The sequence below is a fragment of the Parasphingomonas zepuensis genome, from assembly GCF_036663735.1.
In the GTDB taxonomy this organism is placed as follows: Bacteria; Pseudomonadota; Alphaproteobacteria; order Sphingomonadales; family Sphingomonadaceae; genus Sphingomonas.
This window is the reverse complement of the sequence record NZ_JAXOJO010000001.1, coordinates 1,241,652-1,268,423: the sequence shown is the minus strand read 5'-3', so window position 1 is coordinate 1,268,423 and position 26,772 is coordinate 1,241,652. Positions and strand designations below refer to the sequence as shown.

Below are 26,772 nucleotides of genomic sequence, written 5' to 3'. Positions count from 1 at the left end.
ACTCGTGCGGTTGCGGGAGGATGAGGCATGCGCAGCATCCAGGAAGAACGCCATGGGCCGCCGCCCGCCACATGTGAAGCCGCCAGCCTATCTTTCCAAGAGCCCGCCGGTGCCAAAACCCGATCCGAATCCCCCGGCTGAGCCAGGCAATGATCCGCTCGGGCTCGATCCGACGCGCTACGGCGACTGGGCGCTGAAGGGCGTCGCGGTCGATTTCTGACCTGGTGCAGAAACGTCTATTCGGGATTTACCCTTGTCGATCAGCTAAATAGCGACGCGACAGCCGGCAAGGCCGCTCAGGCGAGCAGATCGGCCAGCTTGCCCACCGTGTTCCAGTTGCGCATCGTCGCGATATTGGGGAATTTGAGCTTGGCCATCGCCGGCAGCAATTTCGAATTGCCGACATCGATCGGGAAATCCACATAAAGCTCGCGCCCGACCGCCTTCAGCCGTTCGGGGCCGTCATAGATTTCCGGGATTCGTTCGATCAGCCCGTCGGGCACCGGATCGCGGTGGAACGCGACAAGCAGGTGATTGGGATGATCCCGCGCCGCCTCCGGAAAGGGATTGGCGGCGATCACTGCCTTCAGTTCGGCCAGATTGCGAACCATGACGTCAGTCTTCAGGCCCCAGCCGGCCAGCGCTGTCTCCAGCGCCCGTTCCAGCGCCGGCCCCACCGTCTCGTCACAGCTGAAGACGACATTGCCCGAGGCAAGCAGGGTCTTGACGTCACGGTGCCCAAGCCCTTCGATCAGCGCCTTCAATTCCACCATCGGAATCTTCTTGCCGCCGATATTGATGCCCTTGAGGAGCGCGGCCCAGCGCATCAGCGATGCTCCCGCGTCAGCGGCCGGGCGAGCAGCGCCCCCACCACATCCTTGACGTCAGCACCGTCGAGCAGCGCGCAGACCGCCGCCGTCACCGGCATGTCGACGCCGGACTCGGCCGCGGCCTCGCGCAGCACGGGCGCGGTGAAGGCGCCCTCTGCGACGGTGCGGCGATCCGCGAGCAAATCGCGCGCGGCCTTGCCCTGTCCGAGGCCGACGCCGAGCGAGAAGTTGCGCGAGCTGGTCGAGGAGCAGGTCAGCACCAGATCGCCCAGACCCGACAGGCCGGCCAAAGTTTCGGCCTGCGCGCCCCGCGCCAGGCCGAAGCGCGTCATTTCGGCAAAGCCGCGCGCGATCAGCGCGGCGCGGGCATTCTGCCCAAGGCCGGCGCCGTCGACCACGCCGCAGGCGATGGCCAGCACGTTCTTGACCGCCCCGCCGATCTCCGCCCCGATGACGTCAGACGAAGCGTAGGGCCGGAACGCCGCGCCCGCGAGGCGGTCCGCCAGCCGTGCGCCAAGCGCTTCGTCGGCGCAGGCGAGCGTGACGGCCGTGGGTTTCCCCTGCGCCACCTCGAAAGCGAAGGTCGGGCCGGAGATCACCGCGATCGGCGCCTCCGGCTGCACCGCACGCGCGACCGCGCCGACCAGCAGCCGGGTCCCCGCCTCGATGCCCTTGGCGCAAAGCACCAGCGGCGTGCGCCCGACCGTCATCGCGCCGAGGACCGAGCGGACATGCTGGGCGGGAACGACGACGAGCAGCGCGTCGCATCCCGCCAGCGCATCGAGCGATCCGGTCGCTTCGATCGAGCCGGGCAGCGCAATGCCGGGGAGAAACAGCGGATTTTCGTGCGCCGCGTTGATCGCCTCGACCACTTCCGGCTCGCGCGCCCAGAGCAGGACGGGTTCGCCGTCGCGCGCCGCGACGCTCGCCAGGGCCGTGCCCCAGGCGCCACCGCCAACCACCCCGATCTTCATGACGTCATGCCTTCACTCCAGCCCCGCGCACTGCCTCCGCGCCCGGATCGAGCGGCCAGCGCGGACGCGCCGGCACGTCGAGCGGATCGGTCAGGCCCGCGGCGAAGCGCTCTGCCCCGGCCCAGGCGATCATCGCAGCATTGTCGGTGCAGAGCCACAGCGGCGGCGCGACGAAGCGCAAGCCATTGTTTTCGGCCAGTTGCTGGAGCGCAGTGCGGACCGCGCGGTTCGCCGCGACGCCGCCCGCCACCACCAGCGCGGTCGCGCCGTCGGCCCGCCCCAGCGCCCGGGTCGTGCGATCGATCAGGCAATCGACCACGGCCGCCTGGAAGGAGGCCGCGATATCCTCGGCCCGCCAGGTTCCGGCATCGCGCGCGCGGGCAACCGCGCTTTTCAGGCCGGCAAAGGAGAAATGCGGCTCGGCCGATCCTTTCAGCGGGCGCGGCAGCGGGACCGCCGTCGGATCGCCGGCCTCGGCCGCCCGCTCGACTGCCGGGCCGCCGGGAAAACCGAGGCCGAGCAGCTTGGCGGTCTTGTCGAAGGCTTCGCCTGCGGCATCGTCGATCGTGGTGGCAAGGCGCCGATACGTCGCCACGCCCTCGACCAGCAGCAACTGGCAATGGCCGCCCGAGACGAGCAGCAGCAGATAGGGAAAGTCGAGATCGGGGTCGCTGAGCCGCGGCGACAGCGCATGGCCTTCGAGATGATTGACCGCGATCAGCGGCTTGCCGACTGCATGGGCAAGCGCCTTGCCGGTGACCAGCCCCACCATGACGCCACCGATCAGCCCTGGTCCCGCGGTGGCGGCAATCGCATTGACCTCGGCCAGCGTGATGCCGGCATCGGCCAGCGCCCCCTCGACCAGCGGGATCAGCGCCTCGACATGCGCGCGCGCCGCGATTTCGGGGACGACGCCGCCATAAGGCCGGTGCGCCGCTTCCTGCCCGAGCAGGCGGTGCGCGAGCACGCGGCGATCGCTGGTCACCAATGCCGCCGCGGTTTCGTCGCAGCTCGATTCGAGTCCAAGGATGATCGCCATCGCGCCTCCCTAACCGTTCGGCCCGCGCTTGTCGAAGGGCCGTCCCGTCTTCTAGAGTCGCCGGCGAACACCTTCTTCATGCCGGGCCCGGGGCGAGCCCGGGATGACGCGGTGGTTCAAGCTGAGTTGCCCGGCGGGCGTCTTCGGCCCGACGCGCCCAGCCCGAACGGAGTTTTCAGTGTCCAGCCCCATCCTGAGATTAGGCACCCGCGGATCGCCGCTCGCGCTCGTGCAGGCGCGCCTGGTGCGCACGGCATTGTGCGCGGCGCATGGCTGGGACGAGCAGTCGGTCGAGATCGTGCCGATCAGGACGACAGGCGACAAGGTGCAGGACCGCGCCCTCGCCGAGATTGGCGGTAAGGCGCTATGGACCAAGGAGCTGGACCGCGCCCTGCTCGACAGCGAGATCGATTGTGCGGTGCATTCGATGAAGGATGTCGAGACGGTGCGGCTCGACGCGATCCGAATTGCCGCCATGCTGCCGCGCGCCGATGTGCGCGACCGGCTGATCGGTGCCGACAGCATCGCCGCGCTGCGCCAGGGCGCGGTGATCGGGACGAGCTCGCCGCGGCGCAGCGCTCAGCTCAAGCGAATCCGTCCCGATCTGACGACCGTGCTGTTCCGCGGCAATGTCGACACAAGGCTGGCCAAGCTGGCCGCCGGCGACGTCGATGCCACGCTGCTCGCCGCCGCCGGACTCGACCGTCTGGGACGCCCGGAAATCGGGACCCCGATCCCTCATGACGTCATGCTGCCAGCCCCGGCCCAGGGCGCGGTGGGGATCGAGGCGCGCGCCGGGGACGAGCGCGTGCTCGGCTGGCTGAGCGCGATCGACCACCCCGCCACCCATGCCTGCGTGCTGGTCGAGCGCGCCTTGCTAGCCGCGCTCCAGGCGGATTGTCATTCGCCGGTGGCGGCGCTGGCGACGATCGTTGGGGCGCAGATCACCCTGCGCGCCGAGCTTCTGGCGGAAGACGGCAGCGCGCATGTTTCGGGCACGGCGACCGGCGACGCCGGCACGGCCGAGGCGCTGGCGCAGGAACTGCTCGACCGCGCACCACCCGCCGTGCGGCGCCTGTTTGCGTCATGACGTCACTCGCGGTGCTTCGGCCCGAGCCGGGCAACACCACGACCGCCGGGCGGATCGAGGCAGCGGGGGCACGGGCGATCCGCCTGCCCCTGTTTGCCGTCAAGGCGCTCGACTGGGTTCCGCCCGAACCGGCAGATTTCGATGCCCTGCTGCTGACCAGCGCCAATGCCGTGCGGTTTGGCGGCGCCGGTCTCGACCGGTTTCGCACCTTGCCGGTACTGGCGGTGGGGGCGCAGACGGCGGCCGCAGCGAGCGCAGCCGGATTTGACGTCATGGCGTCGGGCGACCGGGATGCGGCTGCGCTGATCGCGACGGCATGGGCGAACGGCGTCGCACGCGCGCTCCATCTCGGCGGCCGGGAGCGCGGGATCGAAGCCGGCGGACCGGTGGCGCGCGCCATCGCCGTCTATGCCAGCGACGCGCTGCCGATCGGACCGGGGGACCTGGATGCGCTGCACGGGACAGTTGCATTGCTCCATTCGGTGCGGGCGGCGACGCGGCTGGCTGAACTGGTCGGCGCGCGCCGGCCGACCATCGGCGTGGCCGCGTTCAGCCCGGCGGTCGCAGCCGCCGCCGGCACCGGCTGGGCATCGATCGCCATTGCCGCCGCGCCCAATGATGCCGCGCTGATCGAGGCCGCGCTCACGCGCGATTGACCGGGTGGGCCAGCACGGGGATAAGGCGGCATGAGCGACGAACTGCCGACCCCGACGGCGACATCCCCGAGGCCGCGCTCGACGCTGAGCGCGAAGCCGGGCTGGCGCACCGCAGCGATCCTGGGCGCGATCGCGTTCCTGGCCGGCCTGGCCGCGATGGCAATCGGCCTGCGCAGCTTTCCGCAATGGTTCGGTGCGGCGCCGGTCGCGACCGTCACCTTGCCTATCGCATCGACCGCCGGTGGCGACCGCACACCGGTGGTGATCGTGCCGGGAAGCAGCGGCCCGGCCGCACCAGCCATCGATCTCGACGCACTGTCCGCCCGTGAAACGGAGCTGGCGGCCCGCCTTGCCGACCTGGAAGCCAGGACCGCCAGCGTCGGCGGCCAGGCCCGTGCCGCGTCCGGCTATGCGACCCGCGCCGAGGGGCTGATGATTGCGTTCGCCGCGCGGCGCCAGATCGATCGTGGCCTGCCGCTGGGCTATCTCGAGGAGCAGTTGCGCGGGCGCTTTGGCCCGATCCAGCCCCAGGCAGTCGGCACGATCGTCCAGGCCGCGCAACAGCCAGTGACGATCGAGGATCTGCGCGTCGGGCTCGACACGATCGCGCCGGAACTCAGAACCGGGGTGGCGAGCGACGGCTGGGTGGCGAGCCTGGGCCGCGAGCTCGGCAACCTCATCGTCCTGCACCGTGCCGATACACCGTCGCCCCTGCCCGCCGACCGGCTTGCCCGGGCGCGGCGCACGTTGGAGGCCGGCCATGTCGAGGCAGCGCTCGCCGAAGTGGCCCGCATGCCCGGGGCTGCCCGGGCCGAAGGCTGGACCAGCGCCGCGCGGCGCTACATCGGCGCCCGCAACGCGCTCGACACGATCGAAACCGCCGCGATCATGGGCCAGGGCGCGCCGGGGCGCTGACCCCTCACAATCCGTTTATACGTTTCAGGAGCGCCACCGCGCCGGCCGGCGCCCGCACCTTCGCACCGTTGATGAAGAAAACGAAGGTGTCGCGCGGCTTCATGGCCGGGGCTTCTGCCGAAGCATAGGGCAGTCCTTCGGGCTGGCCGCCGGATGCCCACTCCCTCGCCATGGCGAACCATCGATCGAGCTCTGGGGCAGTATAACCGGTCGGCACAATCTCAACTGCCTTTTCCAGTCGGGCGTAGACGAAATCGCCGGTCACATCGGCAATGGCCGGATATTCGGCCGAATGGGCGAAGACCAGGGCAACGCCGGCAGCGCGCGCCATCGCGACGAATTCCGGGACATGAAAGCTGTCGTGTCGCACCTGGATCGCGTGGCGCAGCGCGATCCCCTCATGCGCGGCCGGGAGCAGTTTCAGGAAAGCGCCGAAATCCTCGGCATCGAATTTCTTCGTCGCCATGAACTGCCACAGGATCGGCCCGAGCTTGTCGCCCAGCTCGACGATGCCCTGTCCGACGAATTTCGCGATCGAATCGCCTGCCTCCGCCAGCACCTTGCGATTGGTGCAGAAGCGCGAGGCCTTGAGTGCGAAGACGAAATCGTCCGGCACCGTCTTCGCCCAGGAGGCGAAGGTCGCGGGCTTTTGCGTGCCGTAATAGGTGCCGTTGACCTCGATCGCCGTCACCGCGCGGGACGCGAATTCGAGCTCCCGTTTCTGGGCGAGGCCCTCGGGGAAGAACACCCCGCGCCACGGTTCGTAGGTCCAGCCGCCGATGCCGGTGCGAATCATGCCATTGCTCATGCGATTCTCCTGGAAAGCGCGGTTCTAGGACGGGAAGCGGCTTTCGCGAAGATGCGCGACGCTGCTAGAACCATGGCGAACTACATTGCGTGGGGAAGATGATGGCGACCAACCGGACCGAAATCGATCCGACTGATCCCTATGAGCGGACCGCGCAGACCTTTCCGGTCCTGCCCGAGGCGATGATCGAGCGCATGATGGCCTATGGCCGGGTGGAAGCGGTCGAGAAAGGCACGGCGCTGTACACGCGGGGCGAACGCGGCGTCGATTTCTTCGTCGTGCTGGACGGATCGATCCAGGTGCTCGACACCGACGAGTGCGGGGTCGCCAGCATCTTCACCACGCACCATGCGCGCCAGTTCACCGGCGAGCTGGACCTGTTCAACAATCGCGCGATCCTGGTCACCGGCCGTACTGGAGAGGACAGCCGAGTGCTGCAGATCAGCCGGGTCGATTTCCGGCGCATGGTCTCAACCGAAGCGGATATCGGCGAGATCATCATGCGCGCCTTCATCCTGCGCCGCGTCGGGCTGATCAAGCACGCGCATGGCGGCGCCACGCTGATCGGATCGGGCCATTCCGGGGATACCCAGCGGCTGCAGCGCTTCCTGGAACGCAACGGCTATCCGCACCGCCTGCTCGATACCGACAGCGATCCGGATGCCGACGGTTTCCTCGAATGCTTCTCGATCACGCCCGACCAGCTGCCCGTGGTGATCGCACCCGGCGAAAGCCTGCTGCGTAACCCGCCGACCGGCGAGCTGGCGGACGCGCTGGGGCTGACCGAAACGCTCGACCCCACCCGCATCCATGACGTGATCGTGGTCGGCGCCGGGCCGGCCGGGCTGGCCGCCGCAGTCTATGCCGCATCGGAAGGGCTCGACACGATCGTGATCGAGGGGCTCGCGCCGGGCGGCCAGGCCGGGACCAGTTCCAAGATCGAGAATTATCTCGGCTTTCCGACCGGTATCTCGGGCCAGGCGCTCGCCGGGCGTGCACAGGTGCAGGCGCAGAAATTCGGGGCGCGGCTGGCCATTGCGCGGCCGGCGGCAGCGCTCGACTGCAGCAAGGATCCCTATGTCGTGACGATGGAGGACGGGCAGCGCGTTTCCGGCCGTTCAGTCGTCGTCGCGAGCGGCGCCCGCTACCGCAAGCTCGACGTGCCCGATTATGCCCGGTTCGAGGGCCAGGGCATCCATTATGCCGCAACTGCAATGGAGGCCAGCCTGTGCGCTGGCGAGGAAGTGCTGGTCGTTGGCGGCGGCAACTCCGCTGGCCAGGCGGCGGTGTTCCTGTCGCGCTCCGTCAAGCATCTCCACATCCTGGTGCGCTCGCGCGGGTTGGCGGAGACGATGTCGGACTATCTCGTCCAGCGCATCCTCTCCTCGGACCGGATCACGCTGCACACCCATTGCCAGGTGACCGCGCTGGAAGGCGACACCTATCTGGGCCATGTGACCTGGGCCAACGCGAAGACGGGCGAGGAGCAGCGCCACACCATCAGCAACATGTTCGTGATGATCGGTGCGCAGCCCAATACCGACTGGCTCGATGGCTGCCTGGCGCTCGACGACAAGGGTTTCGTGAAGACCGGCGCCGACGCCGCCGGATCGACATCGCCTTATGCGACGAGCAAGCCCGGCATCTTCGCGATCGGCGACATCCGCGCCGGATCGGTCAAGCGGGTCGCGTCGGGCGTGGGCGAGGGATCGGTCGTGGTCTCTTCCGTCCACCGTTTCCTGCATCCGATGGAGTGATGCGTCAGGCGTGCTCGACAAAGGGGTAGTGATCGCGGATTCGGCGGTTGAAGAAACCGCCCTTGGAGGTGACCCGGCGCATCGCGTCGAACACTTCTTCGGGCACATCGAGATAGGAGTAGCGCCGTCCGCTGACGAATTCGATATCCAGCCGCTGATCGGCCGGATCATAATCGAACGAGCGGATGACGCTTGAAGGCATGCGGTTTCAACGTCGTATCGCGGGACGGGTTCACTGGTGGTTCTTCATGGGATCGCAAAAGCGCCGATGCTATGGACACCTGCGCCACTTCATCCGTTCGGGAGGGGTGGCACCTCCTTGCCGGAGGTGGTGATGGAAGGGAAACGCATGAACGAAGACACGCTCACCGGACAGGGCCGCGAAATCGGCGGCAAGATCAAGGAAACGATCGGCGACGCGACCGGTGACCCGGCGCTGCAGAACGAAGGCGTGGCGGATCAGGTTGGCGGCAACGTCCAGCAAAGCTATGGCGCCGCCCGCGATGCCGTCGTCCAGGGTGTCGGCCCGCTGGCCGACAAGGCGAAGCGCTTCGCGCGCGAGCGGCCCTATGCGACCGCGGCTCTGGTCGGGACGGTTGCACTCGCCCTGTTCAACACGTTGCGCGGCAAGAAATAGCAGCCATCTGCGGTAGCGTTCGATCTGCGGGTCGAACGCCGCCGCGCCTGGTCCCCGACCATCGCCGGGAAAGCATTTTGCGCGACGCGTCCGGGCCGCTATTCCGGATGCACATGACAATGAACGCTGGCCTGCCGTGATTTCCGACATCGAACCCGGCACCGAGCGCCCCGATAGCGGCCGCGCGATCAGCGTGACCGAATTGTTCACGATCGGCGTTGGTCCCTCCAGCTCGCACACCGTCGGGCCGATGCGTGCTGCGCTCGATTTCGCGCAACGCGTAGATGGCCGGGGCGTCGATGGCGGGGGCAAGGTCGGCCGGGTCGTTTGCGAACTGTTCGGATCGCTGGCGCTGACCGGCCATGGCCACGCCACCGACGTCGCGATCCTGCTCGGCCTGTCGGGCGAGAGCCCGGAAACGGTCGATCCCGACACCATCGCAGATCAGGTAGCGGCGATCCGCTCGGACGAGCGGCTGGTGCTGGCCGGGCGAACCGGGATCCGGTTCACCGAGCAGGTCGACCTGCTGTTCCGCCGCGGCGTCTTTCTCGCCGGCCATGCCAATGCGATGACCTTCACTGCCCATTTCGACGACGGACGATCGGAAACGGCGACCTATTATTCGGTTGGCGGCGGCGCGATCCTGCGCGAGGGCGCGCCGCAGGCGCTGATCAATCATACGCTGCCACATCCCTTTTCCTCCGGCGCCGAACTGCTGGCGCAGGGCGAAGCGACCGGCCTCACGCTCGGGGACGTCGTGCTCGCCAATGAACTGGCGTGGCGCCCGGCCGGGGAAACCGACGCCTTTCTCGACGATGTCCGGGCAGCGATGCATGCCTGCATTGCGCGCGGTTGCCGCACTGGCGGCATCCTGCCCGGTGGCCTCAAGGTCCGCCGCAGGGCGCAGGACCTGCACGAGACGCTGATGCAGCGCGGGCCGCGCAGCGACCCGTCGGCGGTATTCGAATGGGTTAGCCTGTGGGCGCTCGCCGTGAACGAGGAGAATGCCGCGGGCGGGCGCGTCGTGACGGCGCCCACCAACGGCGCGGCCGGCGTATTGCCGGCGGTGCTCAAATATTATGAGGTATTCACCGCCGCCCCGACCCGGGAGGGCAGCCGGCTGTTCCTGACGACCGCAGCGGCGATCGGTTTCCTGTACAAGAAGCGCGCGTCGATCTCGGCCGCCGAAATGGGATGCCAGGGCGAGGTGGGCGTCGCTTGTTCGATGGCCGCCGCCGGGCTGGCCGCGGCGCTCGGCGCCAGCAACACCCAGATCGAGAATGCCGCCGAGATCGGCATGGAGCATAATCTGGGCCTGACCTGCGATCCCATCGGCGGGCTGGTGCAGATTCCCTGTATCGAGCGCAACACCATGGGCGCGATCAAGGCGATCAACGCCGCCTATCTGGCGCTGCGCGGTGACGGCGACCATATCGTCAGCCTCGACGCGGTGATCGAGACGATGCGCCAGACCGGCAACGACATGCGATCCAAATATAAGGAAACGAGCCTGGGCGGACTTGCGGTGAACGTGGTCGAGTGCTGATCTGACCGTGCCTGCGGGCAGGAGAGATGTCGTGCGCCACTATCATTTGTTCGACACTACGAGCGGCATCGCTGCGATCGCCTGGAGCGAGGCCGGCATCATCGGCTTTCGCCTGCCGGCGACATCGGCCGAGGCGACGGAGCAGTCGTTGCTTCGCCGCTTTGCCGGGGCGGTACGCACTGAGCCGCCGCCCGAAGTGGCGGGAATCGTCGCCGCGGCACAACGCTATTTTGCGGGCGGGAAAGCGGATTTCTCGGACGTGCGTGTCGATCTGGGCGAACAGGCGCCGTTCTTCGCCCAGGTCTATGATCGGGTGCGAAAGCTCGGCTGGGGCGAGACCGTCACTTATGGCGCTGTGGCGAAGGAACTCGGCGCCGGCCCCGAAGCGGCGCGCGAGGTCGGACAGGCCATGGCCGCGAACCCGGTCCCGCTGATCATTCCGTGCCACCGCGTCCTCGCGGCGGGCGGCAGGATCGGCGGTTTCTCCGCACCGGGCGGCGCCGACGCCAAGCTGCGCATGCTCGCGATCGAGGGAATCGACCTTACACCGCCGGCGCCGGCCCAGCAGGGCTTCGGCTTTTAGCGGCGCGGGACTGGCTTTTGTGCGCGGCATGGCGGAAGTATTAACGCGAAAAGACGCACAATCAGGGATGGCGACCGTCAATGAAGCAGGATCGGGATCTCGAGGCCTTGCTCGGCTACCAGATCGACATGGCGCATCTTGCGATGATCGCTGATGCGCGTGAGGCGTTGGCGCCGTTCGCGATAACGCCGGCCAAGCTGACCGCAATGCTGCTGATCCGTGCCAATCCGGGATGCGACCAGACCGCGCTTGGACGGGCGCTGCGGATCAACCGGTCGAGTGCGATGAAGCTGATCAACTATCTGGCCGAGCGCGACCTGGTCGAGCGGCGCCCCGGCCGCGACCTCAGGACGAACGCGCTTCACCTCAGCGCCGAAGGCGAGGTGCGGCTCGCCGAGATGCTCGCCCGCGTGCAGGAATCCGACCAGCGCATGAGCGCCCGGCTCACCGCTGCGGAGCGCACTACCCTGGCGAGCCTGATACGCAAGCTTCGCCAGCCGCGCGATGTGGCCGGATCCGGCGTAAAGACGAAGCGGGCAGGCTCCGAAAGGGTTGCAAAACTGTCCGCCTAGCATACAGTGAAAACGACTGAGTATGGCGCCCGATCGCGCGCCCGCACGATGGAGTGGTTTACCGACATGGCTGACATACAAGACGCCGCCCCAAATGCGGCGCACGATGGCGCGGATCGCCTGCCGATCGAGCGGTTGTTCCGGCCGCGCTCCGTGGCGATCGTCGGCGCGTCGGACAAGCCCGGCGCGCTCGGTGCCTCGGTGCTGAACAATCTCGTCCGCCAGGGCTTCCCGGGCGCGATCCATCTGGTCAATCCAAAGCGCAGCGAGATCGGCGGGCGCCCCTGCGTCGCCTCGGTCGACGATCTGCCCGAGGGCGTCGATGCGGCGGTGCTGGCGATCCCACGCGTCGGCGTGCTCGACGCGCTGCGTGGGCTGGCGAAGCGCAAGGTCGGCGCCGTCGTAATCTTCTCGGCGGGCTTTGCCGAGGACGGCCCACAGGGCCTGGCCGACCAGCAGGAGATCGCCCGGATCGCCGACGCGGCGGGCATGATCGTCGAGGGGCCGAACTGCCTCGGCCTGGTCAACTTCATCGATCATGTCTCGCTGACCTTCATCGATATGCCGGAAGCGCGCGCCACCGGCGAACGGCGCGTCGGGATCGTCTCGCAATCGGGCGCGATGGCGGCCGTGCTGGCCACGACGATGATCACGCGCGACGTTCCGCTGAGCTGCTATGTCTCGACCGGCAACGAAGCGGCGAGCGGGGTCGAGGATTATGTCGCGCACCTCGTCGGCGATTGCGATACTGCGGTGATCGGGCTGGTCGTCGAACATTTCCGTAAACCCGCCCGCTTCCTAGAGGTCGCCCGCGCTGCCCGTGCGGCGGGCAAGCGCATCGTGCTGCTCCATCCCGGCAGCAGCGCCGCGGGCGCTGCGAGCGCCGCGACTCATACCGGGGCGATGGCGGGCGATTATGCGGTGATGCGCACCCATGTCGAACGCGCCGGCGTGATCCTGGTCGACTCGCTCGAGGAGCTTGGCGACGTGGTCGAGATCGCCGTGCGTTGCGGGTCGTTACCCGCGGGCGGGACCGGCGTGCTCGCCGAATCGGGTGCGTTCAAGGCGATGATGCTGGATCTGGCCGAGACGATCGGCCTCGACCTGCCGGCCCTGACCGATGCCGACAGCCCGGCGTTGCGCGCTGCGCTCCCCGATTTCGTGCCGGTCAGCAACCCGCTCGACGTGACGGCGCAGGGGCTGGTCGATCCCGGCCTGTATGGGCGCACGCTGGCCGCGCTGGTCGAGGACGATCGCGTCGGCACGATCATGATCGCCCTGATCCAGACCGAGACCCGCACGTCGCACGTCAAATTCTCGGCGGTGCTGGAAGGGCTGCGCGCGTTGCGGCCGACCAAACCGATCGTCCTGGCCGGCGTGGATGAAGGCGGCGCCGTGCTTGCCGAGGACATCGCCGCGCTGCGGGAACTGGGCGTGCCCTATCTGCCGACCGCCGAACGCACGATGCGCGCGCTGGCCCGGGTCACGGCCTTCTCCGCCCGCGACGACAGCGTTGCGACGACGGATGCAGCCCCGATTGAGGGCCTGCCGGGCGCCGGTAGCACGGTGCCGGAATATCGCTCCAAGGAGCTGCTCGGCGCACGCGGCATCGCCTTCCCGCCCTTCGAACTCGTGACGACGGCCGAGGCTGCGGTCCAGGCCGCCGAGAAGCTCGGCTATCCGGTGGTGCTCAAGGCACAGGCAGCGGCGCTGCCGCACAAGAGCGACGCCGGCGGCGTGATCGTCGGCCTGAAGGACGCTGCCGCGGTGGCCGAAGGCTGGGCAAAGCTCGCTGCCAATATCGCCGCATCGCGGCCCGATCTGACGCTCGACGGCGTGCTGGTCGAGGCGATGGCGGAGCGCGGGGTCGAGCTGATCGTCGGGGCACGCAACGATCCCGAATGGGGTCCGGTGATCCTGGTCGGGTTCGGCGGGGTGACCGCCGAGCTGCTCCACGACGCGACGCTGCTGGCGCCCGATCTGCCGCGCGACGCGATCATCGCCGCACTGCGCACCTTGCGCATGGCACCGCTGCTCGATGGCTTCCGCGGCGCGCCGAAGATGGATGTGGGGGCAGTGGCCGACATGGTCGCGGCCTTGGGCGCGCTGGTCTCGGCGTCGCCAACGATCCGCGAGGTCGATCTCAACCCGGTGATCGTCTATCCCGAAGGACAGGGCGCGATCGCGCTGGACGCGCTCATCACCCTCTGAAGCACGGTCATTCCCCTCTCCCGCGGCGCGGGAGAGGGGATTGCCGCTTATCCCTCGACCTTGGCCTTCGCCTGGTCGTAGGCGCCGAGCCCGGGCTTGTAGCTCTTCTCGTCGATGAACTGGCGGATGCCTTCCTTGCGGCCTTCCGTCTTGTCGTGGAAGTTCGCGGCTTCCTGCATGCGGACGAGATAATCCTCCGCTTCGTCATAAGTCATCGTGCCGACGCGGCGCACCGCATCCTTGGCGAACTTCAGCGCGACCGGGTTCTTCTTGTTGAGCAGTTCGGCGACTTCGCGCACCCGCGTTTCGAGCCGGTCGAGCGGGACGCTCTCGTTTACCAGCCGCCACTCGGCCGCTTTCTTGCCGTCGATCAGTTCGCCGGTCAGCGTCATCCACATCGCGTCGCGCATCGACAGCAGGTCGACGACGACCTTGGTCACGCCGCCGCCGGGCAGGATGCCCCAGTTGATCTCGGACAGGCCGAACTGCGCGCCGTCAGCGCAGATCGCGAGATCGCACGCGAAGAGCGGCCCGAAGCCGCCGCCGAAACACCAGCCATTGACCATCGCGATCGTCGGCTTCTGGAACCAGCGCAGCCGGCGGAACCAGCCATAGCTCTCGCGCTGCGACTGGCGCACGCCGCGCAGGCCCTTCGCTTCGGTCTCTCGGAAATATTCCTTGAGATCCATGCCAGCCGACCAGGCCGTGCCTTCGCCGCCAAGCACGAGCACGCCGACATCGTCGCGGAATTCCAGCTCGTCCAGCACTTCGAGCATGCGCCGGTTGAGCGTCGGGCTCATGGCATTGCGCTTCTCCGGGCGCGCGAAATAGACCCAGGCAACCCCGTTCTCGACCCGGTACGACACCACATCCTTGTCACTCATCACTCGGTACTCTCCAGGGGGCTGGCGCGCCGCTTGTCCGGGGCGGGCCAGCGCAGTTTCAAAAATCACGGAAGCAGGATCGCGGACTTGCGCATCCCCGGCTCCGGTATATTGTACGCCAAGCAAACAATAACGCGAGTCTCGCGCGAAGCAAGGGAGAGCATGGATGAAGATTGCGATTATCGGCGCCACTGGGAATGTCGGGCAGCGGCTGGTGGCCGAAGCGACCGCGCGGGGCCATCAGGTCACCGCGATCGCGCGCAAGCCCGGCAGCGAAGCCGTCGATCCCGCCGTGACCTGGAGGACCGCCGACCTCGCCGACCCCGAGTCGATCGTCTCGGCGCTCGCGGGCAATGACGTGGCGATCCTGTCGGTGCCGTTCCGCACCACCGATTTCGAGCGCGCGCTCGACGGCATCCGCCGCTCCGGCGTCGCGCGGCTGCTGGTGGTGGGCGGCGCGGCCTCGCTCGAGATCGCGCCCGGCCAGGTGCTGCTCGACACGCCCACTTTCCCGGATTTCATCAAGCCCGAAGCCGAGCCGGCGCGCCAGGCGCTGAACCGGCTGCGCGACGAGACCGAGCTCGACTGGACCTTCCTGTCGCCGGCGATGATGTTCGGGCCCGGCGAGCGCACCGGCAGCTTCCGGCTCGGCACCGACACGCTGCTCACCGCAGCGGACGGCAAGAGCCATATCAGTTACGAGGATTATGCGATCGCGCTGCTCGACGAGATCGAGACGCCGCGCCATTCGCGCCGGCGCTTCACGGTCGGGTACTGAACCGATGCCGCGGGCGGACCTTCCGCCCGCGGCCTTTCCGGTCAGCCCGCGGCTTCGGCCGGGACGGCGTCCTCGGGCAGCTGCCCGATCACCGACTTGACCTCGAGGAACTCCTCGAGCCCGAACTTGCCGAACTCGCGGCCATTGCCCGATTGCTTGTAGCCGCCGAACGGCATGTCGAAGGCAAGCCCGCCGGCGTTGACGAACACCGCGCCCGCGCGGATCTTGCCCACCATCTTCTTCGCCCGCGCCGGATCGCCGGCGATATAGGCGCCCAGGCCGTACGGCGTGTCGTTGGCGATCTCCACCGCCTCGGCATCGTCCTCATAGGGCATGATCACCAGCACCGGCCCGAAGATCTCCTCCCTGGCGATCGTCATCTCCGGGGTTACGTTCGCGAAGACGGTGGGCTTCACATAGAAGCCGGTGTCCTTGCCCTCGGGCCGTCCGGTGCCGCCGGCTACCAGCGTTGCGCCCTCGTCGATGCCCTTCTGGATCAGGCCCTGGATGCGCTGCCACTGGCTGGCGTTGACGACCGGGCCGATATGATCGCCCTCGGCCAGCGGCTCGCCGACCTGCTTGGCGGAGAACATCTGCCCGACCTTCTCGGCCGCTTCGTCATGCTGGGACTTGTGGACGAGCATCCGCGTCGGCGCGACGCAGCTCTGCCCCGAATTGAGCAGCACGCCGCCCACGCCGCCCGGCAGCGCCTTTTCGAGCGGAGTCCCTTCGAGGATGATGTTCGGCGATTTGCCGCCCAGTTCCTGCGCGACGCGCTTGACCGTGTCGGCGGCGTTCTTCGCCACCATGATGCCGGCCCGGGTCGAGCCGGTGAAGCTGACCATGTCGATATCGGGATGGCTGGCGAGCGCCGTGCCGACGCCAGCGCCGTCGCCCTGCACCAGGTTGAACACGCCAGCCGGCACGCCCGCCGCTTCCATCACTTCGGCGAAGATCGCGGCCGAGGTCGGCGCTTCCTCCGATGGCTTGAGGATCATCGTGCAGCCCGCGGCCAGGCACGGGCCGACCTTGGCGACGATCTGGTTCATCGGCCAGTTCCACGGCGTGATCAGCGCGACGACGCCGATCGGCTCGCGCAGCACCGTATTGGCGCCGATCTTCTCGGAGAATTCATAGTCCTTGAGCGCCTGGAGCGCATTGGCGAGATGCCCCATGCCGGATCCGGCCTGTGCGGTCTTCGCGATCGAGATCGGACAGCCCATCTCGGTCGCGATCGCCTCGGCGATGTCGGGCACGCGCTTCTGATATTCGGCCATCACCCGCTCGAGCAGCGCGATCCGCTCCCCCTTGGTGGTCTGGGAGAAACTCTCGAACGCACGGCGCGCTGCGATCACCGCGGCGTCGACATCCGCCGCCGTGCCGAGCACGATTTCCGATGCGGGCTGCTCGGTCGCCGGGTTGATCACCTGGATCTTCCGGCCGCCGATGCTGTCGACCCAGCGGCCGTCGATATAATGCTGTGGGTAGCTTTTCATGATGGCATCCTCGTTGGGGAAAGGGAAATCAGGCGGGGATCAGCCCCAGCGCCGCATCGGTCGCCGGGATACCCCATTTTTCGCGTGGCGGCATCGGTCGTTCGCTCCACGGCGGATCGAGCGTGAAGCTGGATATGGTGCGCCCCTCCGGGATGCGCCCGTTTCCGCCGCCCTGGGTATAATCATAATAGAGCGTCATCAGCTCGCGGTGCCCATGGTGCCGCCCGACGACGGGATGCGCCAGGCACGCATCGCGCCAGCGCAGCACGCGGGTCAGCTGCTGCGGCACCTGATAGGCTTCGTAATATTCCAGGAACTGCAGCCGCTTGAACATCGGCGCGAACGCCACCTCGGCCCAGCCGAAGCTGTCGAACAGGAAATCCCCGTCCGGCGCATAATAGGACAGGAAATCGTCGAGCCGGGCATATTGCGCATCGACTTCGGCAGCATGCTCGTCGCGCTTCGTCGCGTCGCGGTTGAGGATCATGCGATAGCCCGCGCCGGTGAACTGGCCGTCGGTGGCGCACAGCATCGATTCGACGGCATGTTCGTACGGATCGCGCCGCGCGACCGGCCGCTCGGGGAAGCGATCCTCGAAATAGCGCATGATCACCATGCTCTCCTTCAGCGTCTCGCCATTTTCCAGCTCCAGCGCGGGAAGCGCGGTGGTGCCGCGGGTCTTGCGCAACAGCCAGTCCGGGCGCGGCTTGGAGATGTCGATCTCGTGATCGGCCATGATGTGATCCAGGCCCTTGAGATCGAGCAGCAGTTCGACCCGTTCGGAAAAGGGGCAGCCCGGAATGTGATACATGCGCAGCTGCCCGCCCGCGGGCTCGTCGTTCCAGCTCATCGCTCGATCCTCGCTTTCGTCACGCCGCCTTGACCGGCTCGGGCAGCGGCGTGGTTCCCGCGCCGCGATTGACCGGCGCCGGCGCCGTGCCGGTCCCCTGTTTCAGGAACGGCTCGGGATCGCCCTCGCGCAACTCCAGCCCGAACAGGCTGTGCATGCCCGGATGCCGGCCCAGCCCGTCATAGAGATCGAACCCGCGATCGAGCCAGTCGCGCAGCGGATCGTCCGCGGTGAGCGGCGGCGTGGTCGCGACGGATCCGGTCCACAGGAACGTGGCGAGCGCGGTATAATCGGCGAAATTGGGCTTGTCGCCGCCGAGCCATTTCGTCTCGCGCAGCAGCTGGCGCAGCGGCTCCAGCGTCGGCGGCACCAGCGGGAGGCGCTCCTCGCGCCCCGCCTGGACGTCTTCGAGCTTCTGGCCGCCGAGGAAGATGTTCTCGCGCGTGGTGCGGACATATTCATGGTCCTGCGGCAGCGACAGATTGTGGTAATCCAGGATGTAGCATCGGAACCACGGCCCGATCGCGGTGCGCCACAGCCACGCATCGATGAACTTCGTCAGCACCTTCATGCTGGGCCCTTCGAACAGCATCGGCCGATCGGGATATTTCTCGTCGAGATATTCGGCGATTACCCAGCTATCGAGCACCCATTCCTTGCCGTCGACGATCGCGGGGAGCCGTTCGGACCGGCCGTCCGTGCGATCGAGGATGCCGGTGAACCCGCCGGGCACGATATCGATGTCGAAGCCCTTGTGCGCGAGCGCATATTTGGTGCGCCAGACGAACGGGCTGATCGTGCAGCCCGAGGCAAGCTGGAGATCGTAGAGAGTGATGCGGTTGTTATCGGCCATGGCTTCGGCTTTCCGGATGCGGTGATTCAGGCAGTGGCGGGCTGGCGCGGCGCCATTTCGCTCTTCGACCGGGCGAACATCTCCTGCGCGGCGGGCCGCGCGTTGATCCGTTCGATCCAGGCGAGCAGATGCGGCGTCGCCTCCTTGTTGACGACTTCGGCGAAGCCGAACTGCATGCCGTTGGCGATGGCGAAATTGCAGATGTCGGCCAGGGTATAGGTGTCGCCGGCGAGCCACTCGCTCGTCGCCAGTCGGGCTTCCAGCCGATCGACCGAGAAACGCACTTTGCGCATCTCCTCGTCCAGCACCTCCTTGGGGAAACCGGCACGCGCATTGCGCCATTTGACGCGCTGCTCCGCGACCGGGATGCGCGCGACCTTGTCCTCGAATTCGGCATCGGAAAGCTTGCGCGCCATCGGCCCGATCATCCGTTCCCACCCGAGCGTCGAGACGCACCAGCAGAAATATTCATCGACCCATTTGGTCCAGACCCGCATCTCGGCAATGGCGACGGGATCGCGCGGGCGCAGCGCCGGCGCGTCGGGAAAGGCGTCCTCGAGATATTCGCAGATCACGGTCGATTCAGTGATGATATGCCCGTCATGATCGAGCGCCGGCACCTGCCCGCGCGGATTGATCTTCTTGAACCAGTCCTCATGATGCTCGAACCGGGTCGGATCGACGAAGCGCGGCGTGAACTCGAGCCCTTTTTCATAAAGGGCGAGCAGCGGCTTGAGCGAATTCGCCCCCGGGCCGAAGCTGTACAGCGTCAACATTTTTGGACTCTCCAAATCCAGTCGCGCGATTGCGCGTTATCGAAACTGGTGGCCCGGCGGGGCCGGTGTCGCAAGTCGTGTCCCTATACTATCAGCGGGACTAACTGCCCCGCCCACACTCACTGGCGTTCGTGCTGGCTGTCACTGGCGATGATAGCGCCAGCAATCGCCTTGCCGTCGCCCCGCGCCTTTGCTTCACCGGCGCGGTGCCCGGGCAGGTTGAAAGCGGCCGCCTGTGCATGCGCCCGCCCGGGCGCGCCGAACCGGAGAGAGGTGCCAATGCTCGAACTGCTGACGTCCGAGACCCCGAACGGCTGGAAGGTCGCGATCCTGCTCGAGGAGCTGGGCGAACCCTACAAGGTCACGCCGATCTCGCTCACCAATCTCGAACAGAAGCAGGACTGGTATGTCGCGCTCAACCCCAATGGCCGCATCCCGACCCTGATCGATCATGACGCGGACGATTTCGCGATCTTCGAATCCGGCGCGATCATGATCTATCTCGCCGAGAAATTCGGCCGTTTCCTCCCCGCCGACGCCAAGGGCCGCAGCCGCGTGATCCAGTGGGTGATGTGGCAGATGTCCGGCCTGGGGCCGATGATGGGCCAGGCCACCGTCTTCAACCGCTATTTCGACGAGAAGCTGCCCAGGGTGATCGATCGCTATGTGCGCGAAAGCCAGCGGCTGTTCGGCGTGCTCGATACCGCGCTGGCGACCAGCGACTATCTCGCCGGCGACTATTCGATCGCCGACATGGCGTGCTTTCCCTGGGTGCGCGGGCACGACTGGGCCGGCGTCGACATGAGCGGCTTTCCCCATCTGCAGCGCTGGTTCGACAGCGTCGCCGCGCGTCCGGCAGTGCAGCGCGGGCTGATGGTGCCGACTCCGCCGAGCGCGGCGGAGATGGCGGAAAAAACGACCCGGCAAGGCAGGAACATCCTCGCATGACCGATACCCCATTTCTCAGCCGCCGTGTCCGCATCGAATGGGGCCAGTGCGATCCGGCCGGGATCGTTTATGCGCCGCGCTATCTCGACATGTTCGGGGAAAGCACGATCCTGCTGTTCGAGGCGGCCGGCCTGCCGCGCAAGCGCGACATGCTGCGTACGCTGGGCGTGGCGGGTTTCCCGATGGTCGACGTGTCGGCGCGCTTCCTTCGTCCGACCGCTTATGGCGACGACGTGACGATCGAGAGCGCCGCACCGGCCTTCGGCAATGCGAGCTTCACGATCGATCACCGCCTGCTGCTGGATGGCGTGCTGTGCGTCGAATGCACCGAGAAGCGGGTCTGGACCGTGCCCGCGCCGGACCGGCCCGGCGGGCTGAAGGCGGAGCGCGTCCCGGATGAGATAAGGGCGATGTTCGAACGATAAAAAAGAAAAAGGATAGCGATGATGGCAACGACGATGGCGAAAAGCACGGCGCCGGCAGCGATCGAGACGACGATCGACTATCTGATCCCGACCTCCCGCATCAACCGCCGCTTCTGGGCGCCGGGCAAGGAGTTCAACACCGGCATCTATCAGCCCTATCCGGTCACCATCCGCAACGCGCGGCTGGCGGCCGAGCCACCGGCGCTGGACACCCATGGCTTCTGCCTCGCGCGGATGCCGAGCCGGATCCGGGATTTCCGCGACCAGGCCGAACTCAAGCGCGATTACCCGGCTGAAGTCGATACCATTGTCAAGGCACTGACCGGGTGCGACCTGGTCGTCCCGATGGGCGGCCAGCTGCGCTCGCCGGTCATCTCGGGCGCGGGAATCCAGCCGCCCGCCGCCGAGGCGCATGTCGATTTCAACACCCCGACCGCGAACCGCATCGCCCGGGCAATCTACGACAAGACCGCCCCGGACGGACCCGGCTACAAGCGCTTCCTCGCGTTCAGCCTGTGGCGCACCTTTTCCGAGCCGCCGCAGGATTGGCCGCTGGCGCTGTGCGAATTTGCCAGCGTCGGCGACGATGACGGCGTGCCGAACGTGAAGGTGGATGTCGACGAGATCCCGGAAGGCGATGCGCTGTTCGCGCCGATCGAGGGCGAGGACGAGATGATGGCGGCCACCATCTTCCGTCACAACCCGGCGCACCGCTGGTGCTATTTCCCCGACATGACTGCCGATGAGGTGATCCTGATCAAATTCCACGACAGCGATCACGATCGCGCGTGGCGCGCACCGCACACCGCATTCCACGACACCAGCCGGCCGGATGCCCATACGCGCGAAAGCTACGAGTTTCGCGCGCTGGCCTATTTCACTGCCTAGATCGTCGCGCGTCGAATCAGCGCCAACGGACGCACTTCTTCTTGCTGCTCCCCGGCGAAGGCCGGGGCCCAGCCGGGGGACGATCATGACGAAGCGCTACGCGTAGTTACTTCAACCTTTCCAACCGGGCGCCCGCCTTCGCCGGGGAAGAAGATCTTGGGGAAGTTTGATCGCATTGACGCGCGCCACTCTGGCGCCGGCGAGCACCGATCGACGCTCCACTGTTCCGATAAGGGGTAGCCGGACTGATAGAAGCGGGGGCGTCCTTGTGCCCCTGCAGGGGACCGCACAGTCTCCTCAAAAATCGGAAGAGGATGACATGGCACAGCAGTTCGACATCGAGGCGGATTATATCGTCGTGGGCGCCGGCAGCGCCGGCTGCGTCCTGGCCAACCGCCTGTCCGCCCTGCCCGGCAACCGCGTGCTGCTGCTCGAAGCGGGCGGCGACGATCGGCCGCTGAAGGAGCCGCGCCAGTTCCTGTCCAACGTGATGATCCACACCCCGATCGGATTCGGCAAGACGCTGAACGACCGCAAGGTCAACTGGATGTACGAGACGCAGCCCGACGCGGGGACCGGCGGCCGGGTGCACAAATGGCCCAAGGGCAAAGTGCTGGGCGGCTCCTCATCGATCAACGGCCTGCTCTATGTGCGCGGCCAGGCCGAGGATTATGACGGCTGGCGCCAGATGGGCTGCGAAGGCTGGTCCTATGAGGACGTGCTGCCTTATTTCCGCCGGTCGCAGAACCAGGAGCGCGGCGAATGCGACGTGCACGGTGCCGGTGGACCGCTGAACACCGCCGACTTTCCCGAACAGAATGAAGTCAGCCAGGCGCTGCTCGACGCCTGTGTCGAGGCTGGCATTCCCTATTCGCCGGACATCAACGCGCGCCAGCAGGAAGGGGTGACCTGGTTCCAGTTGACCACCCGCAACGGCAAGCGCTGCTCGACCGCCGTCGGCTATCTCCACCCGGTCGAGGGGCGCCGCAACCTGCGCATCGAAACGCGTGCCTATGCGCGGCGCGTCCTGTTCGAGGGCAAGACGGCGATCGGCGTCGAATTCGAACAGAATGGCAAGATCGTGCGCGCGCGCGCCAATGCCGAGGTCATCCTGGCGGCCGGCGCGGTCGAATCGCCCAAGCTGCTCGAATTGTCCGGCATCGGCCGCGGCGACGTGCTGCGCGAACATGGCATCGCCCTGCTGCACGAATCGGCCGGGGTCGGCGAGAATATGCAGGATCATTACATGATCGGCGCGCAATGGGCGGTGAAGCCGGGCCACCGCACCGTCAACCAGATGGCGCATGGCTGGGGGCTGGCGAAGGAGATCGCGAAATATGCGATCAACCGCTCCGGCCTGCTGAGCTATGCGGTCGCCCATCTCGTCGCCTTCACCAAGACCCGGCCGGAACTCGCCAGCCCCGACGTGCAGCTCCATCTGATGGCGGCATCGGTCGATCTGCAGAAGCAGAACGATCACCAGGCGTTCGATCTGGAGCGCACGCCCGGGCTGACCTGCACGCCGTGCCAGATCCGTCCGGAATCGCGCGGCCATATCCACATCGCCTCAGCCGATCCGACCGTCTATCCGCAGATCGTCGCCAATTACCTGTCCGATCCGATCGATCAGGAAGTCGCGGTCGCGCAGGTGAAACTGATTCGCAAGGTGATGAGCCAGCCGGCGATCACGCCCTATCTTGCCTCCGATGGTGATCCCTTCGGCGATACCGATGAATCGATGCTCGGCTATGCGCGCATGGCCGGATCGACGCTCTATCATGTCGTCGGCACGTGCCGGATGGGTGCCGACCCCGCCTCGGTGGTCGATCCCCAGCTGCGCGTGCGCGGTGTCGAGCGGCTGCGCGTCGTCGATGCCTCGATCATGCCGCGGATCGTCTCAGGCAACACCAATGCGGCGACGATCATGATCGGCGAACGCGCGGCCGATCTGATCCTCGGCACGCAATTGCCCACCGCGCTCGCATCCTAGAATCCCGCACGCCCGCACCGATGTCCAGCACCGCTCCCGTGCCGCGAACGATCGCGCTCATCGTGGCGGTGGTGATGTTCATGGCCATCCTCGAAGGCACGGTCATCGCCACCGCGCTGCCGGCGATGGCGCGCGACTTCGCGGTCGACCCGATCGACATGGGCGTCGGCATCACTGCCTATCTGCTCGTCTCCGCGATGTTCCTGCCGATCAGCAGCTGGATCGCCGAGCGGCTGGGCACGCGGCGCGTGCTCGCCGCCTCGATCGTCGGCTTCGCGCTCGCCTCGCTCCTGTGCGGCATGAGCCCGACGCTCGAGGCGTTCGTCGCGGCGCGCGCGCTCCAGGCGTTCTGCGCCAGCCTGATGGTGCCGGTCGGCAATCTCGTCCTGCTGCGCGTGACGCCGAAGCGCGATCTCGTCCAGATGATGGCGATCAGCACCACGCCGGCGCTGATCGCGCCGGTGATCGGCCCGCCGATCGGCGGCTTCATCACCGCGACGGCCGGCTGGCCGTTCATCTTCTTCATCAACCTGCCGCTCGCCGCGATCGGCGTCACGCTGGTGTTGCGGCTTATCCCCGATCTGAAGGCCACCACCCCGCGGGTGTTCGACGGCAAGGGTTTCGCGCTGGTCGCGGCGGCGCTGGCGGGTGCGGTGTTCGCGCTCGATCGGCTCGGTGCGCACCCGACGGCGTGGCACGGCCCGGCCGCGATCGGCGTCGCGGCGCTGGCCATCGGGATGGTCGCGGTGCGGCATCTGCGCCGGGCAGCGGCGCCGCTCATCCCGCTTGTCGCGCTGCGCCACCGGACGTTCCGCAGCATCGCGTTCGGCGCGGGATTCCTCATGCGGCTGCCGTTCATGGGCCAGGCGCTGCTGCTGCCGCTCTATTTCCAGGTCGGCTTCGGCCTGTCGCCGGTCGTCACCGGCATCCTGCTGCTCGCGCAGAATCTGGGCGACCTGATCCTGAAGCCGATCGCGGGACGCGCGCTGCGCGCGCTCGGCTTCCGCGTCGCGCTCACTTTCGGTACGACGACGATGATGGCGGCGTTCGCCGGACTGGCGCTACTCGGCCCGGACATGTCGTTATGGACCTTGTGCGGCGTGATGCTGGTGGTCGGCATGGCGCGGTCGATCGCCTTCACCGCGATGATGGCGCTGTCCTTTGCCGATGTCGAGGATGCCGAACTGGGCGGGGCGACGGTCATCAACAACCTCGCCAACGCGCTGTCGGCGGCGATGGGCATCTCGCTCGCCGCGCTGCTGCTCAATGCCGCGCGCGGCGCCGGGCCGGAGACGCTGGCCGATTATCGCGTCGCGATTCTCGGGCTCGCGGCGATCGGCGCGCTGGCCATCCCGCTGTTCGCACGCCTGCCCCGGGATGCCGGCGCCGAAGTGAGCGGCCACCGGCTGCGCGCCGCGCCCGAGCTCAGCTGACCGAGGCGGCGAGCCGGGCCAGGCCCTCGGCGCTGGCGGGATCGATCGGTGCGAACAGGATCAGGCGTTGGCCCGGCGCGCCCTCGACCGCATAGGAAGTGTGCCGGAAACGGATATGTTCGAGGCCGGGCATGGTCGCGTTGTTGATATGTTCGAAATGCGCCAGGATTTCCGATTCCTGCCAGCATTCGCGGAAGGTCTCCGACTGTTCGAGCATTTCGGCGATGATGGCATCGAATACCTCCGGCTTCGACGTACGGCTGTAATCCCATTTGAAGCGCGCGGTCAGGCGCTGCGCCATCTCGCGATAATGCGCCGGGTCCTCCCGATACTGGTCGCTCAGCATCAGGATGCGGAACAGGTTGCGCTCGTTGCGGGGCAAGGTGCCGTAATCGCGGAAGGTGCGCGTGACGAGGGCGTTCCAGCCGATCACCGTCCAGTCCTCGATGATGACCAGCGCCGGGATCGACAGGCTGTCCATCAGATGCTGGGTCGCCGGGCGGATCACTTCGTCGATCTGCGTTTCGAGCGGGGGCGGCCGGTGCTGCGCCAGGGCGAACAGGAATTCGCGTTCGTTGCCGTCGAGCCGCAGGGTGCGGCCGAGCCGCTCGATCATCGGCACTGACAGCTGCACGTCCCGCCCCTGTTCGAACCAGGTGTACCAGGTGACGCTCATCCCGGCGAGCGTGGCGACTTCCTCGCGCCGCAGCCCGCGCGTCCGCCGGCGCTCGCCGGGGGGAAGGCCGACATCGGTGGGGGACAGGCGGGCGCGCGCGGTCTTCAGAAAGCGGGTCAATTCTTCGCGATGCGCCATGGCCTATCCAGTTACTTTCAATAATGGCAGAGCAAGCGGCCTTTCCGGCCGTCGCGGCATGTGCCAGCCTCTTCCCCGACGCCCCTACCATAGCGGACGTCCAAAGGGAGAGCGAGCTTGGCCGAGAAGGTCTTCATCACCTGTGCGGTGACCGGTAGCGCAAAGATTCCGGCGCATCCGAATTTTCCGTTCCGGCCGGATCATGTCGCGGCCGAGGCGCTGGCGGCGGCCGAAGCCGGCGCGGCGATTATCCATCTGCACGTGCGGCACCCCGAGACGGGCGAGCCCTCGCAGCTGCTCGAGGATTATCGCGAAGTCGTCGGGCTGATCCGCGCGAAGAACAACGAAGTGATCCTGAACGTCACCACCGGCCCCGGCTGCACCTGGATGCAGAGCGAGGAAGATCCGGCGGTGTGCGGCCCCGGCACGCTGATGTTCACCGCCGAGCGGCGGCTTGAACATATCCTCGATCTCAAGCCCGATATCTGCACGCTCGACATCTGCACCATGCAGCTGTGGGGCGGTGTGGCGATCAACCTCGATCCGATGATCACGAAGATGGGCCACATGATCCAGGACGCCGGCGTGATGCCCGAGATCGAGTGTTTCGAAGCCGGCGATTTCGTCTTCGCCGACGATCTGATGGCCAAGGGCGCTCTGCCGAAGAACGTGCCTTTCTCGTTCGTGCTGGGCACCAAATACGGTCTGCCCGCCACGCCCGAGGCGATGATGTACGCGAAGAACCAGATTCCGCGCGGCGCGCGCTGGACTGGCTTCGGCGTCAGCCGTCACTCCTTCCCGATGGCGGCGCAGGCCGTGCTGCTCGGCGGGAATATCCGGGTCGGGTTCGAGGACACGGTGTATCTGCGGCGCGGACGGCAGGCGCAGGACAATGCCGATCTCGTCCGCTGGGGTGTCGACATCATCGACCGGCTCGGCGGGGACGTCGCCAGCGTTGGCGAGACGCGCGCGATGCTCGGCCTCAGGAGCTGACGGGCTTTTCGCGCCAGAGACCATCT

28 protein-coding genes are annotated in these 26,772 nt (G+C 67.2%); 17 read left to right on the top strand and 11 right to left on the bottom strand.

The genetic code is table 11. The annotated features are described in order from the left end of the window. Positions 1-52: 52 nt before the first annotated feature. Positions 53-220: a DUF1674 domain-containing protein gene (locus tag U1769_RS06100; protein ID WP_332713351.1), complete on the top strand. Its 168-nt coding sequence runs from the start codon at positions 53-55 to the stop codon at positions 218-220. Between the two features lie 76 nt (positions 221-296). On the opposite strand, the gene U1769_RS06095 is transcribed toward U1769_RS06100, so the two are convergent. From U1769_RS06095 to tsaD, 3 genes are read right to left on the bottom strand one after another with little or no spacing between them, the layout of a single operon-like run. Further along, positions 297-827 (bottom strand): DUF1697 domain-containing protein, encoded by a 531-nt coding sequence (locus tag U1769_RS06095; protein WP_332713348.1) that lies wholly within the window; start codon positions 825-827, stop codon positions 297-299. Beyond that, positions 827-1,804 carry an NAD(P)H-dependent glycerol-3-phosphate dehydrogenase gene (locus U1769_RS06090; RefSeq protein ID WP_332713345.1) on the bottom strand — a complete coding sequence of 326 codons (978 nt, stop codon included), beginning with the start codon at positions 1,802-1,804 and terminating at the stop codon, positions 827-829. The genes U1769_RS06095 and U1769_RS06090 overlap by 1 nt, the downstream gene beginning before the upstream one ends. A 4-nt stretch (positions 1,805-1,808) precedes the next feature. Then, positions 1,809-2,843, bottom strand: coding sequence for a tRNA (adenosine(37)-N6)-threonylcarbamoyltransferase complex transferase subunit TsaD (tsaD, locus tag U1769_RS06085; RefSeq protein WP_332713342.1), 1,035 nt, complete (start codon positions 2,841-2,843; stop codon positions 1,809-1,811). 178 nt (positions 2,844-3,021) lie between these two features. On the opposite strand from tsaD, the gene hemC reads away from it, so the two are divergent. The 3 genes from hemC to U1769_RS06070 are packed head-to-tail and all read left to right on the top strand — an operon-like array spanning position 3,022 to position 5,504. Beyond that, a complete protein-coding gene (hemC, locus tag U1769_RS06080; RefSeq protein ID WP_332713340.1) occupies positions 3,022-3,933 on the top strand; it encodes a hydroxymethylbilane synthase in 912 nt (303 codons plus the stop codon). Next, positions 3,930-4,589, top strand: coding sequence for a uroporphyrinogen-III synthase (locus tag U1769_RS06075; RefSeq protein ID WP_332713337.1), 660 nt, complete (start codon positions 3,930-3,932; stop codon positions 4,587-4,589). The genes hemC and U1769_RS06075 overlap by 4 nt, the downstream gene beginning before the upstream one ends. Before the next feature lie 30 nt (positions 4,590-4,619). Continuing rightward, entirely contained in the window at positions 4,620-5,504 is an 885-nt protein-coding gene (locus U1769_RS06070; RefSeq protein WP_332713334.1) for a hypothetical protein, read from the top strand. A 4-nt stretch (positions 5,505-5,508) separates the two neighbouring features. On the opposite strand, the gene U1769_RS06065 is transcribed toward U1769_RS06070, so the two are convergent. Next, positions 5,509-6,312 (bottom strand): DUF72 domain-containing protein, encoded by an 804-nt coding sequence (locus tag U1769_RS06065; protein WP_332713331.1) that lies wholly within the window; start codon positions 6,310-6,312, stop codon positions 5,509-5,511. Positions 6,313-6,410: 98 nt separating this feature from the next. Here U1769_RS06065 and U1769_RS06060 point away from each other — a divergent pair, with 98 nt between their 5' ends. Continuing rightward, positions 6,411-8,069, top strand: coding sequence for an FAD-dependent oxidoreductase (locus U1769_RS06060; RefSeq protein ID WP_332713703.1), 1,659 nt, complete (start codon positions 6,411-6,413; stop codon positions 8,067-8,069). A 4-nt stretch (positions 8,070-8,073) separates the two neighbouring features. Here the strand turns inward: U1769_RS06060 and U1769_RS06055 are convergent, their stop codons facing one another. After that, entirely contained in the window at positions 8,074-8,271 is a 198-nt protein-coding gene (locus tag U1769_RS06055) for a KTSC domain-containing protein (protein WP_332713329.1), read from the bottom strand. 147 nt (positions 8,272-8,418) lie between these two features. On the opposite strand from U1769_RS06055, the gene U1769_RS06050 reads away from it, so the two are divergent. The 5 genes from U1769_RS06050 (at position 8,419) to U1769_RS06030 (ending at position 13,618) form a co-directional block, all read left to right on the top strand. Then, on the top strand, positions 8,419-8,706 hold the full coding sequence (locus U1769_RS06050) for a CsbD family protein (protein WP_332713326.1): 288 nt from the start codon (positions 8,419-8,421) through the stop codon (positions 8,704-8,706). Positions 8,707-8,845: 139 nt separating this feature from the next. Then, positions 8,846-10,252, top strand: a complete 1,407-nt coding sequence (locus U1769_RS06045) for an L-serine ammonia-lyase (protein WP_443030212.1) — start codon at positions 8,846-8,848, stop codon at positions 10,250-10,252. Between the two features lie 31 nt (positions 10,253-10,283). Next, on the top strand, positions 10,284-10,835 hold the full coding sequence (locus U1769_RS06040; protein ID WP_332713324.1) for a methylated-DNA--[protein]-cysteine S-methyltransferase: 552 nt from the start codon (positions 10,284-10,286) through the stop codon (positions 10,833-10,835). 80 nt (positions 10,836-10,915) lie between these two features. Next, a complete protein-coding gene (locus U1769_RS06035; RefSeq protein WP_332713321.1) occupies positions 10,916-11,407 on the top strand; it encodes a MarR family winged helix-turn-helix transcriptional regulator in 492 nt (163 codons plus the stop codon). Positions 11,408-11,473: 66 nt separating this feature from the next. Beyond that, on the top strand, positions 11,474-13,618 hold the full coding sequence (locus tag U1769_RS06030; protein WP_332713319.1) for an acetate--CoA ligase family protein: 2,145 nt from the start codon (positions 11,474-11,476) through the stop codon (positions 13,616-13,618). A 47-nt stretch (positions 13,619-13,665) separates the two neighbouring features. Here the strand turns inward: U1769_RS06030 and U1769_RS06025 are convergent, their stop codons facing one another. Then, the gene (locus tag U1769_RS06025; RefSeq protein ID WP_332713316.1) at positions 13,666-14,502 is read right to left on the bottom strand and encodes a p-hydroxycinnamoyl CoA hydratase/lyase; all 837 of its coding nucleotides are present in this window, start codon (positions 14,500-14,502) and stop codon (positions 13,666-13,668) included. A 166-nt stretch (positions 14,503-14,668) separates the two neighbouring features. Here U1769_RS06025 and U1769_RS06020 point away from each other — a divergent pair, with 166 nt between their 5' ends. Further along, the gene (locus U1769_RS06020; protein WP_332713313.1) at positions 14,669-15,280 is read left to right on the top strand and encodes an NAD(P)-dependent oxidoreductase; all 612 of its coding nucleotides are present in this window, start codon (positions 14,669-14,671) and stop codon (positions 15,278-15,280) included. Between the two features lie 41 nt (positions 15,281-15,321). On the opposite strand, the gene U1769_RS06015 is transcribed toward U1769_RS06020, so the two are convergent. The 4 genes from U1769_RS06015 to U1769_RS06000 are packed head-to-tail and all read right to left on the bottom strand — an operon-like array spanning position 15,322 to position 19,255. Continuing rightward, positions 15,322-16,776: an aldehyde dehydrogenase family protein gene (locus tag U1769_RS06015; protein WP_332713311.1), complete on the bottom strand. Its 1,455-nt coding sequence runs from the start codon at positions 16,774-16,776 to the stop codon at positions 15,322-15,324. Positions 16,777-16,804: 28 nt separating this feature from the next. Next, positions 16,805-17,626, bottom strand: a complete 822-nt coding sequence (locus U1769_RS06010; RefSeq protein ID WP_332713308.1) for a glutathione S-transferase family protein — start codon at positions 17,624-17,626, stop codon at positions 16,805-16,807. Positions 17,627-17,645: 19 nt separating this feature from the next. Beyond that, complete coding sequence (locus tag U1769_RS06005) at positions 17,646-18,479, bottom strand: beta-etherase (protein ID WP_332713305.1); 834 nt, start codon at positions 18,477-18,479, stop codon at positions 17,646-17,648. Between the two features lie 26 nt (positions 18,480-18,505). Further along, positions 18,506-19,255 (bottom strand): glutathione S-transferase family protein, encoded by a 750-nt coding sequence (locus U1769_RS06000; protein WP_332713303.1) that lies wholly within the window; start codon positions 19,253-19,255, stop codon positions 18,506-18,508. 279 nt (positions 19,256-19,534) lie between these two features. Between U1769_RS06000 and U1769_RS05995 the strand changes: the two genes are divergently transcribed. The 5 genes from U1769_RS05995 (at position 19,535) to U1769_RS05975 (ending at position 24,939) form a co-directional block, all read left to right on the top strand. Then, the gene (locus U1769_RS05995) at positions 19,535-20,203 is read left to right on the top strand and encodes a glutathione S-transferase family protein (protein WP_332713300.1); all 669 of its coding nucleotides are present in this window, start codon (positions 19,535-19,537) and stop codon (positions 20,201-20,203) included. Next, on the top strand, positions 20,200-20,628 hold the full coding sequence (locus U1769_RS05990) for an acyl-CoA thioesterase (protein ID WP_332713297.1): 429 nt from the start codon (positions 20,200-20,202) through the stop codon (positions 20,626-20,628). The genes U1769_RS05995 and U1769_RS05990 overlap by 4 nt, the downstream gene beginning before the upstream one ends. A gap of 21 nt (positions 20,629-20,649) precedes the next feature. After that, complete coding sequence (locus tag U1769_RS05985) at positions 20,650-21,516, top strand: CmcJ/NvfI family oxidoreductase (RefSeq protein ID WP_332713295.1); 867 nt, start codon at positions 20,650-20,652, stop codon at positions 21,514-21,516. Between the two features lie 319 nt (positions 21,517-21,835). Continuing rightward, positions 21,836-23,506: a GMC family oxidoreductase gene (locus U1769_RS05980; RefSeq protein WP_332713293.1), complete on the top strand. Its 1,671-nt coding sequence runs from the start codon at positions 21,836-21,838 to the stop codon at positions 23,504-23,506. Positions 23,507-23,544: 38 nt separating this feature from the next. Then, positions 23,545-24,939, top strand: a complete 1,395-nt coding sequence (locus tag U1769_RS05975) for an MFS transporter (protein ID WP_332713290.1) — start codon at positions 23,545-23,547, stop codon at positions 24,937-24,939. Here U1769_RS05975 and U1769_RS05970 read toward each other — a convergent pair. Continuing rightward, positions 24,932-25,753, bottom strand: a complete 822-nt coding sequence (locus U1769_RS05970) for a helix-turn-helix transcriptional regulator (protein WP_332713287.1) — start codon at positions 25,751-25,753, stop codon at positions 24,932-24,934. The two genes, U1769_RS05975 and U1769_RS05970, sit on opposite strands and share 8 nt — an antisense overlap. A gap of 117 nt (positions 25,754-25,870) precedes the next feature. On the opposite strand from U1769_RS05970, the gene U1769_RS05965 reads away from it, so the two are divergent. After that, positions 25,871-26,746, top strand: coding sequence for a beta-keto acid cleavage family enzyme (locus tag U1769_RS05965; RefSeq protein ID WP_332713285.1), 876 nt, complete (start codon positions 25,871-25,873; stop codon positions 26,744-26,746). The last annotated feature ends 26 nt before the right edge of the window (positions 26,747-26,772 follow it).

Coding starts and splice junctions, on each gene's coding strand:
- U1769_RS06100 (WP_332713351.1), top strand. CDS start 53: ATGGGCCGCCGCCCGCCACATGTGAAGCCGCCAGCCTATCTTTCCAAG.
- U1769_RS06095 (WP_332713348.1), bottom strand. CDS start 827: ATGCGCTGGGCCGCGCTCCTCAAGGGCATCAATATCGGCGGCAAGAAG.
- U1769_RS06090 (WP_332713345.1), bottom strand. CDS start 1,804: ATGAAGATCGGGGTGGTTGGCGGTGGCGCCTGGGGCACGGCCCTGGCG.
- tsaD (WP_332713342.1), bottom strand. CDS start 2,843: ATGGCGATCATCCTTGGACTCGAATCGAGCTGCGACGAAACCGCGGCG.
- U1769_RS06075 (WP_332713337.1), top strand. CDS start 3,930: ATGACGTCACTCGCGGTGCTTCGGCCCGAGCCGGGCAACACCACGACC.
- U1769_RS06070 (WP_332713334.1), top strand. CDS start 4,620: ATGAGCGACGAACTGCCGACCCCGACGGCGACATCCCCGAGGCCGCGC.
- U1769_RS06065 (WP_332713331.1), bottom strand. CDS start 6,312: ATGAGCAATGGCATGATTCGCACCGGCATCGGCGGCTGGACCTACGAA.
- U1769_RS06060 (WP_332713703.1), top strand. CDS start 6,411: ATGATGGCGACCAACCGGACCGAAATCGATCCGACTGATCCCTATGAG.
- U1769_RS06055 (WP_332713329.1), bottom strand. CDS start 8,271: ATGCCTTCAAGCGTCATCCGCTCGTTCGATTATGATCCGGCCGATCAG.
- U1769_RS06050 (WP_332713326.1), top strand. CDS start 8,419: ATGAACGAAGACACGCTCACCGGACAGGGCCGCGAAATCGGCGGCAAG.
- U1769_RS06035 (WP_332713321.1), top strand. CDS start 10,916: ATGAAGCAGGATCGGGATCTCGAGGCCTTGCTCGGCTACCAGATCGAC.
- U1769_RS06030 (WP_332713319.1), top strand. CDS start 11,474: ATGGCTGACATACAAGACGCCGCCCCAAATGCGGCGCACGATGGCGCG.
- U1769_RS06025 (WP_332713316.1), bottom strand. CDS start 14,502: ATGAGTGACAAGGATGTGGTGTCGTACCGGGTCGAGAACGGGGTTGCC.
- U1769_RS06020 (WP_332713313.1), top strand. CDS start 14,669: ATGAAGATTGCGATTATCGGCGCCACTGGGAATGTCGGGCAGCGGCTG.
- U1769_RS06015 (WP_332713311.1), bottom strand. CDS start 16,776: ATGAAAAGCTACCCACAGCATTATATCGACGGCCGCTGGGTCGACAGC.
- U1769_RS06010 (WP_332713308.1), bottom strand. CDS start 17,626: ATGAGCTGGAACGACGAGCCCGCGGGCGGGCAGCTGCGCATGTATCAC.
- U1769_RS06005 (WP_332713305.1), bottom strand. CDS start 18,479: ATGGCCGATAACAACCGCATCACTCTCTACGATCTCCAGCTTGCCTCG.
- U1769_RS06000 (WP_332713303.1), bottom strand. CDS start 19,255: ATGTTGACGCTGTACAGCTTCGGCCCGGGGGCGAATTCGCTCAAGCCG.
- U1769_RS05995 (WP_332713300.1), top strand. CDS start 19,535: ATGCTCGAACTGCTGACGTCCGAGACCCCGAACGGCTGGAAGGTCGCG.
- U1769_RS05990 (WP_332713297.1), top strand. CDS start 20,200: ATGACCGATACCCCATTTCTCAGCCGCCGTGTCCGCATCGAATGGGGC.
- U1769_RS05985 (WP_332713295.1), top strand. CDS start 20,650: ATGGCAACGACGATGGCGAAAAGCACGGCGCCGGCAGCGATCGAGACG.
- U1769_RS05980 (WP_332713293.1), top strand. CDS start 21,836: ATGGCACAGCAGTTCGACATCGAGGCGGATTATATCGTCGTGGGCGCC.
- U1769_RS05970 (WP_332713287.1), bottom strand. CDS start 25,753: ATGGCGCATCGCGAAGAATTGACCCGCTTTCTGAAGACCGCGCGCGCC.